This is a genomic window from Paracoccus denitrificans (assembly GCF_900100045.1).
Lineage (GTDB): Bacteria > Pseudomonadota > Alphaproteobacteria > Rhodobacterales > Rhodobacteraceae > Paracoccus > Paracoccus denitrificans.
The window spans coordinates 31,629-47,975 of sequence record NZ_FNEA01000016.1 but is presented as its reverse complement, the minus strand read 5'-3'; the positions used below and the strand labels follow the sequence as shown (position 1 = coordinate 47,975).

General features: G+C 68.1%; 13 protein-coding genes. 6 read left to right on the top strand and 7 right to left on the bottom strand.

Features of this window, described 5'->3' with window-relative positions; all coding sequences use genetic code 11:
* Window positions 1-60: 60 nt before the first annotated feature.
* From BLT64_RS15120 to BLT64_RS15110, 3 genes are all read left to right on the top strand, one after another.
* A complete protein-coding gene (locus BLT64_RS15120) occupies window positions 61-255 on the top strand; it encodes a hypothetical protein (RefSeq protein WP_041530468.1) in 195 nt (64 codons plus the stop codon).
* 50 nt (window positions 256-305) lie between these two features.
* Window positions 306-1,547: a radical SAM protein gene (locus BLT64_RS15115; protein WP_011750573.1), complete on the top strand. Its 1,242-nt coding sequence runs from the start codon at window positions 306-308 to the stop codon at window positions 1,545-1,547.
* A gap of 90 nt (window positions 1,548-1,637) precedes the next feature.
* Window positions 1,638-3,317 carry an ATP-binding response regulator gene (locus tag BLT64_RS15110; RefSeq protein WP_198140531.1) on the top strand — a complete coding sequence of 560 codons (1,680 nt, stop codon included), beginning with the start codon at window positions 1,638-1,640 and terminating at the stop codon, window positions 3,315-3,317.
* Here the strand turns inward: BLT64_RS15110 and BLT64_RS15105 are convergent.
* From BLT64_RS15105 to BLT64_RS15080, 6 genes are all read right to left on the bottom strand, one after another.
* Window positions 3,314-3,934 carry a LuxR C-terminal-related transcriptional regulator gene (locus BLT64_RS15105; protein ID WP_011750575.1) on the bottom strand — a complete coding sequence of 207 codons (621 nt, stop codon included), beginning with the start codon at window positions 3,932-3,934 and terminating at the stop codon, window positions 3,314-3,316. The genes BLT64_RS15110 and BLT64_RS15105 overlap by 4 nt on opposite strands.
* Window positions 3,935-4,112: 178 nt before the next feature.
* Window positions 4,113-5,714 carry an OpgD/OpgG family glucan biosynthesis protein gene (locus BLT64_RS15100; RefSeq protein ID WP_011750576.1) on the bottom strand — a complete coding sequence of 534 codons (1,602 nt, stop codon included), beginning with the start codon at window positions 5,712-5,714 and terminating at the stop codon, window positions 4,113-4,115.
* 198 nt (window positions 5,715-5,912) lie between these two features.
* Complete coding sequence (locus BLT64_RS15095; RefSeq protein ID WP_011750577.1) at window positions 5,913-7,385, bottom strand: NCS1 family transporter; 1,473 nt, start codon at window positions 7,383-7,385, stop codon at window positions 5,913-5,915.
* Between the two features lie 102 nt (window positions 7,386-7,487).
* Complete coding sequence (locus tag BLT64_RS15090) at window positions 7,488-9,272, bottom strand: hydantoinase B/oxoprolinase family protein (protein WP_011750578.1); 1,785 nt, start codon at window positions 9,270-9,272, stop codon at window positions 7,488-7,490.
* 12 nt (window positions 9,273-9,284) lie between these two features.
* Window positions 9,285-11,363, bottom strand: coding sequence for a hydantoinase/oxoprolinase family protein (locus BLT64_RS15085; RefSeq protein ID WP_011750579.1), 2,079 nt, complete (start codon window positions 11,361-11,363; stop codon window positions 9,285-9,287).
* Between the two features lie 90 nt (window positions 11,364-11,453).
* A complete protein-coding gene (locus BLT64_RS15080) occupies window positions 11,454-12,176 on the bottom strand; it encodes an isochorismatase family protein (protein ID WP_041530469.1) in 723 nt (240 codons plus the stop codon).
* Window positions 12,177-12,361: 185 nt separating this feature from the next.
* On the opposite strand from BLT64_RS15080, the gene BLT64_RS15075 reads away from it, so the two are divergent.
* A complete protein-coding gene (locus tag BLT64_RS15075) occupies window positions 12,362-13,267 on the top strand; it encodes a LysR family transcriptional regulator (RefSeq protein ID WP_011750581.1) in 906 nt (301 codons plus the stop codon).
* A 103-nt stretch (window positions 13,268-13,370) separates the two neighbouring features.
* Here BLT64_RS15075 and BLT64_RS15070 read toward each other — a convergent pair whose 3' ends face one another.
* Entirely contained in the window at window positions 13,371-13,919 is a 549-nt protein-coding gene (locus BLT64_RS15070) for a cytochrome b (protein ID WP_011750582.1), read from the bottom strand.
* Window positions 13,920-14,023: 104 nt separating this feature from the next.
* Between BLT64_RS15070 and BLT64_RS15065 the strand changes: the two genes are divergently transcribed.
* Together BLT64_RS15065 and BLT64_RS15060 are read left to right on the top strand one after the other, a co-directional pair.
* Window positions 14,024-14,761: a CDP-alcohol phosphatidyltransferase family protein gene (locus tag BLT64_RS15065; RefSeq protein WP_011750583.1), complete on the top strand. Its 738-nt coding sequence runs from the start codon at window positions 14,024-14,026 to the stop codon at window positions 14,759-14,761.
* Complete coding sequence (locus BLT64_RS15060; protein ID WP_011750584.1) at window positions 14,758-16,335, top strand: sulfatase-like hydrolase/transferase; 1,578 nt, start codon at window positions 14,758-14,760, stop codon at window positions 16,333-16,335. Before BLT64_RS15065 ends, BLT64_RS15060 begins: the two co-directional genes overlap by 4 nt.
* The last annotated feature ends 12 nt before the right edge of the window (window positions 16,336-16,347 follow it).

The following is a 16,347-nucleotide window of genomic DNA, read 5'->3' as shown; positions in this document are numbered from 1 at the left end:
GTCCGGCGAACCGCCGGGAAAGTCCCGGCCAGACCAGCCAAAGCGAGAGAGGAGACCCCAATGAGCCTTCGCAAGACCATCGCCGACCGCATGTCCCGGCAGGACGGCCAGCCCGATGCGCCCCCGGCCGACCTGGAGTTCCTGACCGATGACGAAATGGCCCTCGTCTCGGGCGGACAGGTCTGCTTCGGCCGCTCCGAGTTCCTGCGCGGCGACGGCCATTCCAAGACCACGACCACGGGCGAGTGCAAGTAACGGCCCGAGCAGCGCCCGGCCGGCATGAACGTCACCAAGGAGGATCGTCGATGGAAAGCCGCGAAGCGAAATCTCTGGACCTGATCGTCAAGGTGGCCGAGCGCTGCAACATTGCCTGCACCTATTGCTATTTCTTTTTCGGCGGCGATGAGAGTCACAAGTTCCATCCGCCCTATGTCAACGAGGAAACCGCCGCCGAAATCGAAGCCTTCCTGGACCGCATCACCGCCGACGGCGCGGTCGAGAACCTGATGATCTATTTCCACGGCGGCGAGCCGATGATGGCGCCCAAGCCGGTGATCGCCCGCATCGCCCGCGCCGCCCGCCGCCTGTCCGAAAGCGGCCGGGTGGCCGATCTGGGCCTGTCGATGCAGACCAACGGCATGCTGGTCAACGACGCCTGGATCCGCTTTTGCGCGGATCTGGGGATCGGCGTCGGCGTCAGCCTGGACGGCAACGAGGCGGCGAACGACCGCTTTCGCATCGACAAGAAGGGGCGCGGCACCTATCGCCGCGCGGTGCAGGGCTTTCGCCGCCTCGCGGGCGAGAACGGGGCCGGCATCGACCTGCATCCCGGCCTGCTGAGCGTGATCGACCCCGAGGGCGACGGCGCCCGGCGCCTGGAGCATTTCTCGGGCGAGATCGGCGCGCAGCGGATGAACTTCCTGCATCCCGACGGCGGCCACGACCAGGGCATCGCGCCGGCACAGGTGGCCGGGGTCGAGAATTTCATGCTCGGCGTGTTCCGCGCCTGGGTGCGGCGGCGCGACAGCGGGCTGCGCGTGCGCTTCATCAAGGATCTGCTCGACACCCTGCTCAGCGACGAGGGGGCGCGTACTTGCCCGGATTCGGCACGCAGACTTTCGCGCATCCTGACGATTTCCTCGAACGGGATGCTGGGCGCCGAGGATACCGCGCGCACGCTGGACGCACGTTTCCGCGATATCGGCCATGTGCGCGATTTCGACAGCGTGGCGCAGATCTTCGCGACGCCGGCACTGGTTGAGATGCAGCAGGCCGCCGCCACGCCGCCGGCCGCCTGCGCCGCCTGCCCATGGTGGGGCACCTGCCGGGGCGGCACCTTCACCAACCGCTATTCGGCGCAGAACGGCTTCGACAATCCCAGCGTCTATTGCGATGCGCTCAAGGCGTTCTTCGAAGAGGTCTCCGCCTGGCTGGTGCGCGGCGGCATCCCGGTCGAGGATATCGAGCGGCGGCTGATCCTGGCCGGCTCGGCCCCCGAGGCGGTCCTGGGCGCCGCGCGGGCAGAACCCGAGCCCCTGCGCGCCTGATCGCGCATGAGCGGCCGCCGCATTGCCCTTGCACCGCAGGGGCGACTAGGCTGGATGTCGTGGACAATGGCGGGGACAAGGCGAATGGGGATGCTGACGGCTGCACGCCTGCGCCGCGCCATATCCGGCACCCGCCGGCCCGACAGCAGCTACGACGCCGAGGCCGGGCAATCGCTGGTCCGGGTGGTGCTGACCGTCGTGGTCGCGGCCTATGCCATGATCGGCAACCTGCTGGAACTGGTGGACGAAAGCGCCGACCTGGTCTTTCAGATCTACATGCCGGTCTTCATGACCGTCACCTGCCTGATGTTCGCCGCGATCCGCCTGTGGCCCGGCGTCTATCACTGGCGCCGGATCTTCTGCATGGTGCTGGACTTCGGTACGCTGACGCTGCTGATGACGCTGGGCGGGCCGTTCATGGCGCCGATGGCCTCGCTGCTGCTTTGGGTGACGGTGGGCTTCGGCATGCGCTACGGCACGCGCTATCTGGTCGGCGCGACCGTCGCGGCGCTGGTCAGCCTGATGCTGATCGCCGTCTTCAGCCCGTTCTGGCGCGCCCAGCCCTATCTGGTGGCGACCTTCGTGCTGACCTCGCTGATCGTGCCCTTCTATGCCAACCTGCTGCTGGCCGACACGCGCGAGGCCTATCGCTCGGCCGATGCCGCCAACCTGGCCAAGTCGCGCTTTCTGGCCCAGGCCAGCCACGACCTGCGCCAGCCGATCCACGCCATCAGCCTGTTCACCAATTGCCTGCGCGAGGCGGGGCTGGCGCCGTCCGAACGGCAGATGGTCGAGAATATCGAGCATTCGCTGCAAAGCGTCCGGCGCATGTTCCGCTCGCTTCTGGACATCGCGACGCTGGACAGCGGCGGCGTCGTGCCGCGCATGCAGCCGGTGCCGCTGGGCGCGATCCTGCGCGACGTCGTCACCCAGCACCAGGAGGCCGCACGCCGTGCCGGGGTCGAGCTGCGGCTGGTCGAAACCGGGCTGACGGTGGAAAGCGATCCGGGCCTGCTGACGGTGATGCTGCAAAACCTGGTCTCGAACGCGGTGAAATACGCGCCCGGCGCGCGGGTGCTGATCGGCTGCCGCAGGCACGGGTCAGGGGTCGACGTGCTGGTGATCGACCGCGGCATCGGCGTCGCGCCCGAGCACCAGCCGCATCTGTTCGAGGAGTTCTATCGCGTCCAGCCGCCCGGCCGCGATGTCGAGGGCGTGGGGCTGGGCCTTGCCATCGTGCAACGCATGGCGCAGCTGATCGGCGCGGGGGTCGAGCTGCGCTCGATCCCCGGACGCGGGACCACGGTGGCGCTGACCGGGCTGCGCGCGACCGAACCGCCGCCCGCGCCGCCCCACCCCGACGGCCACCCCGACGACCGCCCGCGCAGCAGCCCGCCGCAAAGCCTGCTGCAGGGGCTTCGCGTCCTGCTGATCGAGGACGATCCGGCCGTGCTTCTGTCCACGCAGATGCTGATGGAACGCTGGGGCTGCACGGTCCACGCCCATGAGCAGCCGCCCCGCGATGTGCCGCCCTGCGACATGATCGTCGCCGATTTCGACCTGAACGGCCCGCTGACCGGCGGCGATGCCATCGCCATCGCGCGCGCCGCCCTTGGCGCGCCGATCCCCGCCATCGTCATCACCGCCCATGACGAGGCCCGCGTGCGCGAACGGTTGGGCGAGGCCGGCCTGCCGATCCTGCCCAAGCCGATGCGGCCGGCCGAGTTGCGCGCGCTGATGCTGTCGCTGCGGCTGGAGCGCGGCGGCTAAAGCGCGCCCTGCCCTGCCCGCGCCGCCGCGGCCGCGCGGGTCGGCACCTCCAGCACCCGCAGGATGGCCGAGACATGGATGCGCACCGTGAAGGGCGAAATCTCCAGTTCGCGCGCGATCTCCTTGTTCGAGGCGCCGCGTGCGATCAGCCGCAGCACCTCCTTTTGCCGCGGGCTCAGCGCCTCGATGCGGTCGTCGGGCGCAGCGGGCAGCGGGCCGCCACTGCTCTGGCGGATCACCACCTCGCCCTCGCGGATCAGTCGGATGGCCCGGGCCACCTCCTCGGGGGTGACGGCCTTGCCGATGAAGCCGTCGGCGCCGGCCTGCATGACGCGGGCCACGGTGCGGTCGTCATCGACCATCGAGATCACGATGATCGTCGCGCGCGGATAATCGCGGCGCAGGGCGGCGATGCCGTGCTCGGGGTCGAAGCCGGGAAACAGCAGGTCCAGCAGAAAGGCCGCGGGCGCCCCGCCCACCTTGGCCAGCGCGTCGACCTCGGCAAAGCTGGCGGCCTCGAACAGGTCGGCCCCCGGCACCAGCCGGGCGACGATGCGCCGCAACCCGTCCCGAAAGACCGGGTGGTCGTCCGCAAGGATGATGCGCTCTGCCGTCAAATCCTGTCGCCTTTGCCCATGACCGCAGCGGCGGGCCGCAGCCCTGCCCCTTTGCCCAACGCCCACGCCGCGCGGGCGTTCCACCGCGCTTGGGCGCGAAACCGGCCATGGCTCAACGGTTTACGGCCTCTGCGGGGCGATATGCGCAGGCACAGCGGGGCCGGCCCCGCCTGCCGGATCACGGCCTGCGTGACAGCAGCGCCCGCAACTGCGCGGGAAAGAGTTGCAGCAAGAGGGTCTCGGTCACCGCATCCTCGGCCTTCGCAACGAATACGCGCAGGTCGATGGGACTGTCGTCGCGGGCCACCAGTTCCTCGGGTCCGCCGAAGCCAAGGTCGAACATCGCGCGCCAGGACTGGCTGCCCACGATGGGATAGACCGCATCGTTGGAGATCACCCCGCGCGAGGCGGTGATGTTGAGATGCGGCTTGTCGTCGGGGCCCAGCGACCAGGGCGTGAAATCGCAGACGATCTTGACCGTCTCCTGCGGCCGCGGCTGGCCCGGCACGCCACCGGCACCGATGCGGACCGCGGCGAACTGCCCCGTCGTGCCGGTCAGCGGGCCGTCCTTGAGCCATGACAGCGTATAGCTCAGCTCGTATTCGTCGCCGCGCCTGGCCGGGGCGGCGGGCTGCCAGAAGGCCACGATATTGTCGTGGATCTCGTCGTCGGTGCTCAGCTCGACCAGCGTGACCGCGCCGTCGCCCCAGTCCTCGCTTGGTGCGATCCAGGCGCTGGCGCGCTTTTCGTAGAAGACGCCGTCATCCTGGTATTGCTCGAAATTTCTTTCCCGCTGCATCAGCCCGAACCCCTTGACCGAGGGGGCGGTAAAGGTATTCGCCATCGTATGGGGCGGGTTGTTCAGCGGCCGCCAGATGCGTTCGCCGGTATGGGTCAGGATTTCCAGCCCGTCCGAATCGTGCACCTCGGGCCGCCAGTCGGGCGCGACATGCGGCGTGTTCTTGCCGAACCAGTACATCGAGGTCAGGGGCGCGATGCCCAGCCGCTCGACCGGGTCGCGCATGAAGATCCGGGCGGTGATCTCCTGCACGACCCCCTCGCCACGGCGCGAGACGATGCGATAGGCGCCCGTCGCGCGCGGGCTGTCCAGCAGCGCATAGGTGGTCATGCCGCTTTCGGTTTCCGGCTCCAGCCAGAAATGGGTGAAAAGCGGGAACTCCTCGGGGCCGTCGGGAATGGCGGTATCGATGGCAAGGCCCCGGGCCGACAGGCCGAACTGCCCGCTGTAACCCGAGGTCCGCCAGTAGGACGCGCCCAGAAAGGCCATCCAGTCGCGCTCGGTCTCGGCATCCATGACGCTGAAGCCGGCAAAACCCTCGGTCTTGCTCAGCCGCCTGGCGGGATTGTCGGAAGGGATGTCGAAAAGATCCAGCGAGAACGGGATCTCGGTCGCCATGCCGCCATCGAGCGCGTAAAGATGCACGGGCTGCTTGAAATAGCGGCCGGGGAAGAAAAAGCGCGCCTGCGAGGACGCCGTCCCATCCCCCCACAGCGCCCGGTCCTTGCGGAAACGGATTTCGTTATGGCGGTCGTAATCCACCTGTTCCAGGATCTCGGCCTCTTCGATTTCGGGGGGTTGGTAGGCCTGCTGCGCAAGTTCGCGCGCCCTTTCCGTCAGAAGCTCGAACGAGAACGCAGCCTGCTCCGCATCGCCGGCGGCGCCCCCGGCCGCCCGCGCGATGCCCGGCAGCAGGAAGAAGGCGCCACCCCCCAGAGCGGTTTGCAGCAGGGTGCGACGAAGGAGTTTTTGCGAATACATGATGCCCCGAGGATAGGTGATTCAGTCGCTTGCCATCGAGACCCAGCCAGAGCCGTATTTCAAGGGACCACGCCTTCGTTGGCCGAGTCTTGCCGATCGCGGCCTTCGGCATGGCAACTTGCGGCATGGAACCGGCCCCCGTTCGGACGCGCCGGCCGCCGGGCCGGACCCCCCCGGGGGCGGCCCGGCGCGCGACCGCTATGCGGCACCGCAAGGCTTGCGGACGAACCGTCCGCCGGCGACATGCACCCAGTCCATCCCGACCGAGGCGGCCAGGAAATCGTCGCCGGTCCGGTCCGCCAGTTCCTCCTGCCGGTATTGCGGCAGCACCCAGGTCCTCATCAGGAACAGGTAGAGCAGGAAGCCCAGCGGAAAGCCGATGACGAAGGCATAGGCCGACCACCATGCCGCAATGCCGCCCGCCACAAGCCATGCGACCATCCCCGCCGGATTGACACCGGAAAAATAGCGGTACTGCCCATGAAGGTCGAACAGGGCGGGCACGTTCACCCGGCGGCGGCGGATCGCATGGTAGTCTGCCACCATGATCCCGCCAATCGCCGACAGGAAGGCGCCGTAATAGCCCAGGAACATGAACAGGTTGTCCAGGATCTGCCAGGGAAAGCACAGCGTCCCGACAACCCCCGCCAGGGCGACGCCGCCGCGGTATGAGATGACGCGCGGCGCAAGGTTGACGAAAGTCAGCGCGGCCGGGATCAGGTTGGCCGAGTTGTTCGTGGACCATTGCGCCAGCACCACCAGAACCAGCAGGGCGAGCAGCGCAAGGCCCTGGGCATCGCCCTGGATGACCTCGACGGGGTTCCAGTTGCCGGTCGCGATGAACGAGATGGCGCCGATCCCCGCGATCATGGCCTGGGTGGCCGGCAGCGCGACGAGCTGCGCCAGGAATATGCTGCGATTGCGCTCCAGGAAGCTGCGCGTGCCGGTGCGGGTATGGACAAAGCGCGTCAGGTTCGGAATGTCGATGGCCATGGTGGACCAGAAGCTCATGTTCGCGATGAACAGCACGATCAGCGAGGCCTGCCCCTCGGCCCGGAAGGTCCAGATGTTCAGCCCCTTGGTTTCGGCGATGCCCTCCAGGGTGAAATACATCCAGACCGAGATGGCGATGATCGCCGGCGCGGCCAGGGCCGCCAGCCGCTCGACCGACCTGATGCCCAGCATGGTATTGGCCACCTGCACGGCGGCAAAGGCTGCATACCACAGGAACCAGTTGGAAAAGCCCAGGAAATATTCGCCGATGCCGTTCAGCGCCAGCGCCCCCAGATAGGTCTGGATGCCGAACCACATGGCCGCGACCAGCCCGCGCGACACGGCGGGCAGATGCGTGCCGTGGATGCCAAAGGGCGCACGCAGGTAGACCGCGAAGGAAATGCCGTGCTCGGTGCCGATATCGGCGGTCAGCAGCATGAAGGCGCCGATGGCGAGATTGGCCAGCAGGATGGTCAACGCCACCGTCCCAAGGCCGAAGCCGCCCTGGATGCCGGTCGCGCCCAGCGAATAGGTGGCGATGATGACGGCGATGCCGACCCAGATCCAGGCATAGCCGAGCGCGCCGATGGGACGCTGGGCGGCGCGGATGGGCAGGATGCTTTCCTCGATCAGCGCGCTGCGCTCGGCGCGCGCGTCCAGGCGTTCTGTCATGGACATGGTTCTTATCCCTGTTGATGGATGAACGGGACCGTCGCGCAAAGCGGGGCTCGCGCGCGGCCTTCTGGATGTGGAAAGGGCCGCTTTGCGCGGCCCCTTTTCTCAATCGTGTTTCTGCATGGCGAGGCGCAGTTTCTCGGTGGCGGCCAGATCGACCGTCTCGGCCTCGGGATCGACCACCACGCCATAGACCTCGCGGGCGCGGGCGACCGAGCAATAGCCGTCCAGCACGTCCTCCAGCACCTTTGCGGCGGGCCGGTTCAGCGGATCGCCATAGCCGCCGCCGTTGGGGCTGTAATAGGTCATCACGTCGTCCGGCCCGACCGCGAGGCCCGAGAACTTGGAATGCATCTCGCGCGTCTCGCCGGGACGGTTGGGATTGGTGATCGTGCAGCGGCCCACCGCGCCGTCCTGGCCGCCGAAGATGCCCCAGGGCGCCTCGGTATGGCGTTCGGATTCATGGGTGATGAAGGCGGGGGTCAGCACCCGCTGCGCCTTGACCACGCCGATGCCGCCGCGGAACTCGCCCGCGCCGGGCGGGGCGTCGTCGCGCAGCTCGTAGCGGTCGCAGATCATCGGGATATGCATGGCCAGGTCTTCCAGCGGGTTGTTGCGGGTGTTGGCCATCAGGTTGTCGATACTGTCCGGCCCGTCGCTGCGCGGCCGGCCGCCATAGGCGCCCTCGTTCACCTCCAGGAACACCCAGTAGTCGCCCGAGGGCCGCACCCCGGAATAGGCCGCGAAGCTGATCGAGGCCGACGATCCCGCGATCACCTGTTCCGGCATCACCGGCGCAAGCGCGCGGATGATCAGGTCGATCATGCGGTTGCATTGCGTGAACCGCGCCTCGGCCGAGGCGGGCGGGCGCGGGTTGAAGATCGAGCCCAGCGGCGCCGTCACCTTGATCGGCCGGAACGAACCCTCGTTCGAGGGCACCCGGACCTCGGAGGTCGCGGCATCCAGCAGGAGCTTGCGGAAACCCGCATAGGCCGCAACCTTGGTCGAGCCCTCGAAGGGCACGTTATAGGCGGTGGGGGTCTGGTCGGCCGAGCCGGTCAGGTCCACCTCGACCTCGTCGCCGCGCACCCGGACCGTGACCTTGACCTTCAGCCGCCGGTCGCGGTTGCGCCCGTCGTCGTCCAGCCAGCCCTCGGCGACGTAATCGCCGTCCGGGATCTCGCCGATGCGCTGGCGGATCATCCGCTCGGCATAATCCATCAACTGGTTGGCGGCGGCGAAGACGGTCTCCTCGCCGTATTTGTCCAGCAGCTCGGCAAAGCGGCGGGCGCCCAGGCGCGCCGAGGCGATCTGCGCCTCGATATCGGCGACGAGCTGCCCCGCCGCGCGGGAATTGCGGCGGATATAGTTCCACATCGCATTGTTCGGCTCGCCCTTGCGATAAAGCTTGGTGCCGGCGAACAGCATCCCCTCGGCATAGACGTCGGGCACGTCGATGATCAGGCCGGGCGTCGCCGCGCCGATATCGACGTGATGCGCGGTGTTCCCGGCAAAGCCGACAAGGCGGCCGCGGAAGAACACCGGCACGACGATGGCAAGGTCGGGCGTGTGGCTGGCGCCGTGATAGGGGTGGTTGTGGACGACCACGTCGCCCTCATACCATTCGCCGTCCTCCAGCGTCTCGGCGATGCCGCGCAGGTAGCCGGGGATCGAGCCGATATGCATGGGCGTCGATTCCGACTCGCAAAGCGTGTTGAAATCCACGTCGAACAGGCCCGCGCCAAGATCTTGGCTTTCCCGGATGATCGACGAAAACGACATGCGATAAAGCACATGCCCCATTTCCTCGGCGATGGTCTCCAAACTGCCGCGAATGACCTGAAGGGTGATCGGATCGACGGCGGTGCTCACTTTCGTCATCTTGTTCATGGTCATCCCCTTTCAGGCGCCGATGGGACGGATGCGGGTGTTGCCGTAGTCCAGCGTCTCGGCGACATAGCCGGGCGGGACCAGAGTGGTCGCATTGTGCTGGTGCAGGATCGCCGGGCCGGGCACCTGGTCGCCGGCCATCAGCCGGCCGCGGTCGTAGCGCGGGGTTTCCAGCGTGCGCCCGTCGTCGAAGGTCGTCGGCCGCACGAACATCAGCGCCCGGTCGATGCTCGAACCATCTGTGGGCGCGATCTTCGGGATCTCGATGCGCGGCACCGAGGCCGAGCCGATGGCGCGCAGGGTGATCAGCTCCACCTCGGCATCGCGATAGCTGTAGCCGTAGTCCTGCTGGTGCTGGTCGTGGAAGCTGTCGGTGATGACATGGCGGTTCTCGGCGCCGACCGGCCCCTCGGGCATGGTCGCCCGCAGCTCGAACCCCTGCCCGTGATAGCGGCATTCGGCCAGCACGGTGATCTCCTGCTGCGCGCGCGGGATGCCGTCGCCGTCCAGTTCCGCCTGCACCGCGGCGCGCAGGTTCGCAACGGCGGTGTTGATGCGCTGGAACTCCGCCGGGCCGGCCTTCATCAGCTCGACGATCACCGCTTCGGTATGCTCGTATTGCAGGTCGGTCTTGAGCAGGCCCACGGCGGCGGTGATCCCCGGCGCGACCGGGACGATCACGTCGCGGGCCGACATGGCCTCGGCCAGCGCCACGCCATGCAAGGGGCCCGCGCCGCCGAAGGGCATGATCGAGAATTCGCGCGGGTCGATGCCACGCGCGACCGAGTTCGAGCGGATCGCCAGAGCCATGTTGTTGTTGACGATCCTGATGATCCCCAGCGCCGCGTCCTTGACGCTCATGCCCAGGGGCCTGGCGATCCTTTCCTCGACCGCCTTGAAGGACAGGGCCGGGTCCAGCTTAAGATCCCCGCCCAGCGCCATGTCGGGATCCAGCCGGCCCAGCACGATCTGGGCATCGGTCACCGTGGGTTCGGTGCCGCCGCGGCCATAGCAGGCCGGCCCCGGCTCGGACCCCGCCGAGCGCGGGCCGACATGGAAGGCGCCCGCCTCGTCGATATGGGCGACCGAGCCGCCGCCCGCGCCGATGGTCACCAGGTCGATCATCGGCGTCAGCACCGGATGGCCCGAGACATAGGTGTCGCGCGGGTTCATGATCTTGACCGCGCCGCCGGGAATGGTCGAGACATCGGCCGAGGTGCCGCCGATATCGACGGTGATGATGTTGGGCGTGCCGGCCATCTCGCCCTCGGACGCGCCGCCGATCACCCCGCCCGCCGGGCCGGACATCAGGATGCGGATGGGGCGCCGGGCACAGGCGTCCACGGTCGAGACGCCGCCGTTCGACTGCATGATGCGCAGCTTGGAGGTCACGCCGGCCTCGCGCAGCCGGGCATCCAGGTCGCGCAGGTAACGGGCGGTCTTGGGGCCGACATAGGAGTTCATCGCCGCGGTCGAGAAACGCTCGTATTCCCGCATCACGTTCGCCACTTCCGAGGACAGCGTGACATAGGCGTCGGGCATCTCCTCCAGCACGATCTCCTTGGCGCGGCGCTCATGCGCGTCGTTCAGGAAGGCGAACATGAAGCCGATCACGACCGAGCCGATGCCGCGCTTGCGAAACAGCGCGCAGGCATCGCGCACCGCCTGCTCGTCCAGCGGCTCGGCGATCTCGCCCGTGGGCGGCAGGATGCGTTCGCGCACGGCGATGCGATTGCGGCGCTTGACCAGCGGCTGGCTCTGCCAGGGCACGTCGAAATGCAGCGAGAAATTGCAGGGCCGCTTGTGGCGGCCGATATGCAGGATGTCGCGGAAGCCATGGGTGGTGATCATCCCGCATTCCGAGCCGTTGTGCTCGATGGTGATATTCGTTGCCGTGGTGGTGCCGTGGACGATCATCTCGACCTCCGCAGGGTCGATCCCCGCCTTGCGGCAAATGCCCCTGACCCCCTCGACCACGCCGATCGACTGGTTCTTCAGCGTGGTCGGAACCTTGTGATAGAACACCCCTTGGCCGCATTCGAGAACGAGATCGGTGTTCGTCCCGCCCACATCGACGCCTATTCTGGCCATGCCGTCTCTCCTGTTGCTGGCGGCCGCATCCCCGGGCTGCCGCTCGATTGGAAAGCCCCGCCCAAGCGCGTCGGGCAGGGCGATGCTGCCTTACTCGGCGGCGATCCGCTGCGCCGCAAGGCCATCGATATAGGCGACGCATTCGTCGACACTGTGCACGTCGCCGAACTTCGCGTCGATGTCGAAGAGGTTCCAGGCCACGGCGCCCGGCACGCGGTCGCCGATGCATTCCCGGACCGCGATGGTGCGGAAACCGTCCGCGATGCCGTCGCAGATGGTCTGGCGCACGCAGGCACAGGCGGTGACGCCGGTCACCAGGATCGTGTCCACGTTGTTCGCCCGCAGGATGCCGGCCAGCTCGGTGCCGTGAAAGGACGAGGCGCGCTTCTTCAGCAGCGTGTATTCGCCCTCGACCGGGGCGATGCGGCTGTCGATGGCCCAAAGCTCCTTGTCCTTGAGATCCACCACGTCGACCGGGATCTTGTTGTGCCACAGGCCCATATCGGTGAAATCGGCGCTGCGGTCGGTGATCTCGTAGGCGGTGGTGACATGGACCACCGGCAGGCCGGCGGCACGAAAGGCCGTCAACAGCTTCTGCATGCCGGGGATGATCTCGCCGTCCATCTTTTCCTGATCGCAGGTAAAGGGGTTGCCGGGACGGGTCCAGGCATTCGCCAGATCGACACTGACCAGGGCCGGGCGCTTGCCAAAGCCTACGCGGCGCTGAAAACCGCGCTCCTGGTAAAGCCGCGTCGCGGTGTCGAAGGCCTCTTGCAGCAGGCGGTCCAGTTCCTTGGTGTCAACTTCGCTCATTCTCGTGCTTCCTCGTATCATTGATGCAGGGGCTTCAGCCGCCCCTGAATGGCCGAGCCGTTGGCAACCATCTGGAAAGTGATGATCTGCCGCTCTGAAAGGCATGTTCCGCTTTTGCTTGACAGCAGTGAATTGGTATAACAGCAATTGTTCATGCAGCATTTGCATCAATCAGGACCGCCCCCTTGACGCGTGATCTTACCGGCATCGAGAATGTCCATTCCTTCGTCACGCTTGCCGAGGAACTGAGCTTTCGCCGAACGGCCGAGCGGCTGAACTTGGATCAATCAGCGCTCAGCCGGCGAATCCAGAAGCTGGAGGCCAGCCTGGGATTCCGCCTGCTGGAGCGCACGACCCGCGCGGTCTCGCTGACCCAGGCCGGCCGCAGCTTCTATGAGGAGAACGCCCATCTGCTGCGCCGATACGAAGCGTCGGTGCGGCTGGCGCGCCGCGTCGCGGATGGAAAGCTGGGCGCGCTGACCATCGGCTACATGGCCTTCGCGGCGACCGAGCTGATGCCTTCGGCGGTCGCGCGCTTTCGGCAGCTTCATCCGCATGTCGACCTGAAGATCCGCTATATCCGCACCCAGGGCCAGAAGATCGCGCTGGCCCATGACGAAATCGACGCGGGCTACATGATCGGCCCCTTCGATCACGCCGACTACCACACGCTGCCGCTGTCGGACGATCCGCTTTACGTCGTGACGCCGCGCGGCCATGCGCTGCAGCGGGTCCCGGTCCTGACCCCGGCTGATCTGGCCGGGCAAAACCTGATCCTGGGCGACACGTCGGAATGGGACGAATACCGCTGGCGGCTGGACAGCCTGTTCAGCGCCGAGGGGGTGGCGCTTGACGTCACGCTGGAGGCTTCGAACACGCTCGCGCTGATCGGCCTGGTCGCGGCGGGACTGGGGGTCACGATATATCCCGAAAGCCTGATCGGGTTTCTGGGCCGCAACGTCGAGGTCCGGCAGATCACGCATCCGGCCTTTCGCAGCTGCACGGTTCTGGCGTGGAAAAGGTCGAACCGATCGCGGCAGATCCGCGATTTCATCGAGGTCGCAAAGATGACGGCCGCCCCGGCAGGGTAGACCGGGCAAGGTTCGGGCATCGCTGGGGCAGCGCCTGACATGGCCGCCGGCATGGGGACAGAACGCGCCACGGCTCGGCCACCCGGCCGCCGCCGGCCGGGCGTCACCCTCCGGTGGGCGGCCACATGCGCTGCCAGACTCCGTCGCGGCGCAGCAGCGCGTGATGCAGCGCGGCAGAGACATGCAGCGCCAGCAGCGCGATCAGCAGCATGGCCGCCAGAAAATGCAGCCCCTGCGCGGCACCGGCCAAGGCTTCGGATTTCGGCAGCCAGGGGCCGGCGCCCATCGCGTCGAGCAATTCGATGGGAAAGCCGCCCGCCCGCACCCGCACGAAACCGCTCAGCGGCATGATCACCAGCAAGGCGTAAAGCGCCAGATGCGAGGCCGCGGCCAGCCTCTGCTGCCAGCCGGGCACCGAGGCCGGCAAGGGCGGCGGCGGATGCAGCCGGCGATAGACGATCCGCGCCAGGATCACCGGGATCAGCAGCGTGCCGGTATTCTTGTGAAAGATGAACAGCACGTCCTGCAAGCCCCGGTCCAGCCCCTCGCGCGTCATGGTCAGCCCCGCCGGGATCATCAGCAGCACGGCAAGCGCGACGATCCAGTGAAACAGGCGGGCGGGCGTTCGGTAACCGGATGAATGCTCGGTCATCGGCTGGCTCCTTTCCGCCATCCTATCGCAAAACCCCGCCCCGCGCAAAGCAATGGCGCGGACATGACGCTTGACGGGGGCGAGGCTTGGCGTAGCATTTTCCCATGCCCGACCCCGATCATGGCCCGCTTGCGCAGCCCCCTCGTCCGGCGGCTGGAATACCGGCGCAGGTTGCCGCCAGCGCCGCGATGGGCGTCCTGTCGATGCAGGCGCTGCGCCTGGCCGGAATGGGCGGCACGGCGGGAGGATGGCTTGCCGCCAGCGCGCTTTACCTGGCCTGCTGCGCCATGATCCTGGCGCAGATGCGGCGCAGCTATCCGCATGACCGGATCGGCGGTTGCAATGCGGTGACGCTGCTGCGCGCGGCCGTCACCTGCGCCCTGCTGGCGCCGCTTGCGGATGGCGCGGCGGCGGGATGGGCCGTCGCGATGGCCGGGCTGGTGGCGCTGGCGCTCGACGGGGTGGACGGCTGGCTGGCGCGGCGGTCGGGCCTCGTCTCGGGCTTCGGGGCGCGTTTCGACATGGAGGTCGACGCGGCCTTCGCCCTGACCCTGGCGCTGCATACCTGGCTGGGCACCACGCTGGGACCGGAGGTGCTGCTGCTGGGGGTGTTGCGCTACGGCTTCGTCGCCGCCGGCACCGCCCTGCCCTGGCTGCGGGCCGATCTGCCGCAGCGCCTGCGGCGCAAGGCGATCTGCGTGCTGCAACTCGCCACGCTGCTCCTGCTGCAAACGCCGCTGCCCAGCCATGCGCAGGCCGGGTTCCTGGCCTGGCTCGCCACGGCGGCGCTGGCGCTGTCCTTCGCACTCGACATCCGCTGGCTGTGGCGGCACCGGCCATGACGATGCGCCGGACGCTGCCGCTTCTGGGCTCGGCGCTGGCGATCCAGCTGGCGCTGATGCTGCCCGGCGCCCCGATGCGCGCGACACCGGAGTTGCCGGCGCTGCTGCTTGTCCTGATCCTGGGCGGCGGCATGGCGCGGCTGGCGGCAACGGCTGCGCTGGCGCTGCTGGCGGTGCAGAAGATCGCCGATCTGGCCATGATCCCGGCGCTGGGACGGCCCTTCAACATCGCGGCGGACCTGCCGCTTCTGGATGCGGCGGTGCGGCTGCTGGCCGGCAGTTTCGGGACGCTTGCGGCTTTCGGCGCCGTCCTTGCCGCCGGCATCGCCCTGCTGGGCATCGCCGGGGCGCTGTGGTGGGCGACGGGACTGTGGAGCCGCCCGGCCACGGGGCGGCGCGCGCGCATCGCCCTTGCCGCGGCACTGGGGCTGGTCCTGCTGCCGATCATGTCGCCAAGGCCCGAGAATGCGCGCTATGCCCAGGATCGCGCCGGGCTGGCCGCCGAAACCTTTGCCGCGCTGCGCGACGTCCGGGCGGCGGCCGCGTCGGATCCGATGGCGGGACGGCAGGACCTGCTGGGCGCTATCGACCGCGACGTGCTGGTGATCTTCGTGGAAAGCTACGGCCGCGCCAGTTTCCAGACGCCCTTCCATGCCCAGGCGCACCTTGCCACCCTGCGCCGGGCCGAGGCGGACCTGGAACGGGCCGGCCTTGCCATGCGCTCGGGGTTTCTCGTCTCGCCCACGCAGGGCGGGCAAAGCTGGCTTGCCCATGCCAGCTTCGCCTCGGGCCTGTGGGTCGGCGACCAGGCGCATTATCGGGCAGTGCTGGCCAGCGGGCGGCAGGGGCTGTTCCATCACGCGCAGCGCGCCGGCTTTCGCACCGCCGCCGTCATGCCGGCCATCACCCGGCCCTGGCCCGAGGCCGCGCATATGGGCTTCGACCGCATCTTGGCGGCGGCGGACCTGGGCTATCGCGGGCTGCCCTTCAACTGGGTCACCATGCCCGACCAGTTCACGCTGGCGGCCGCCGACCGGCTGCTGCGGCAACAGGGCGGCGCACCGCTTTTCGCGCAGGTCGCGCTGATCTCGTCCCACGCGCCCTGGGTGCCGGTGCCGCGGCTGATCGGCTGGGACGAGGTCGGGGACGGTTCCGCCTTCGCCGCCATGGCCGTCGCGGGGGAAAGCCCGCAAGAGGTCTGGCGCGACCGCGAAAACATCCGCCGCCACTATCGCGACGCCATCGACTATGCCTTGCAGACCGTGGCGGGCTATGCGCTGCGCCACGCGGATGAGGCGCCGCTGATCCTGGTGCTGGGCGATCATCAGGCCGCGCAAGGCATCGCACCCGACGGCGGGCGCGACGTGCCCATGCATGTGATCGGACCCGAGGCGTTGGTGCGACGCAGCGCCGAATGGGGGTTCACGCCCGGCCTGATCCCCGGGACGGACAGCGCCGCGATCCCGATGGACCGGATGCGCGACCTGATCCTGCAAGGCTTTGCCGCGCCGGATGGACCAGGGCCGAGGGAACGCCCGGCCGGGCAAGCCCGTTCCTTTCCGGCCCCAGGATGACCCGAACGGAGG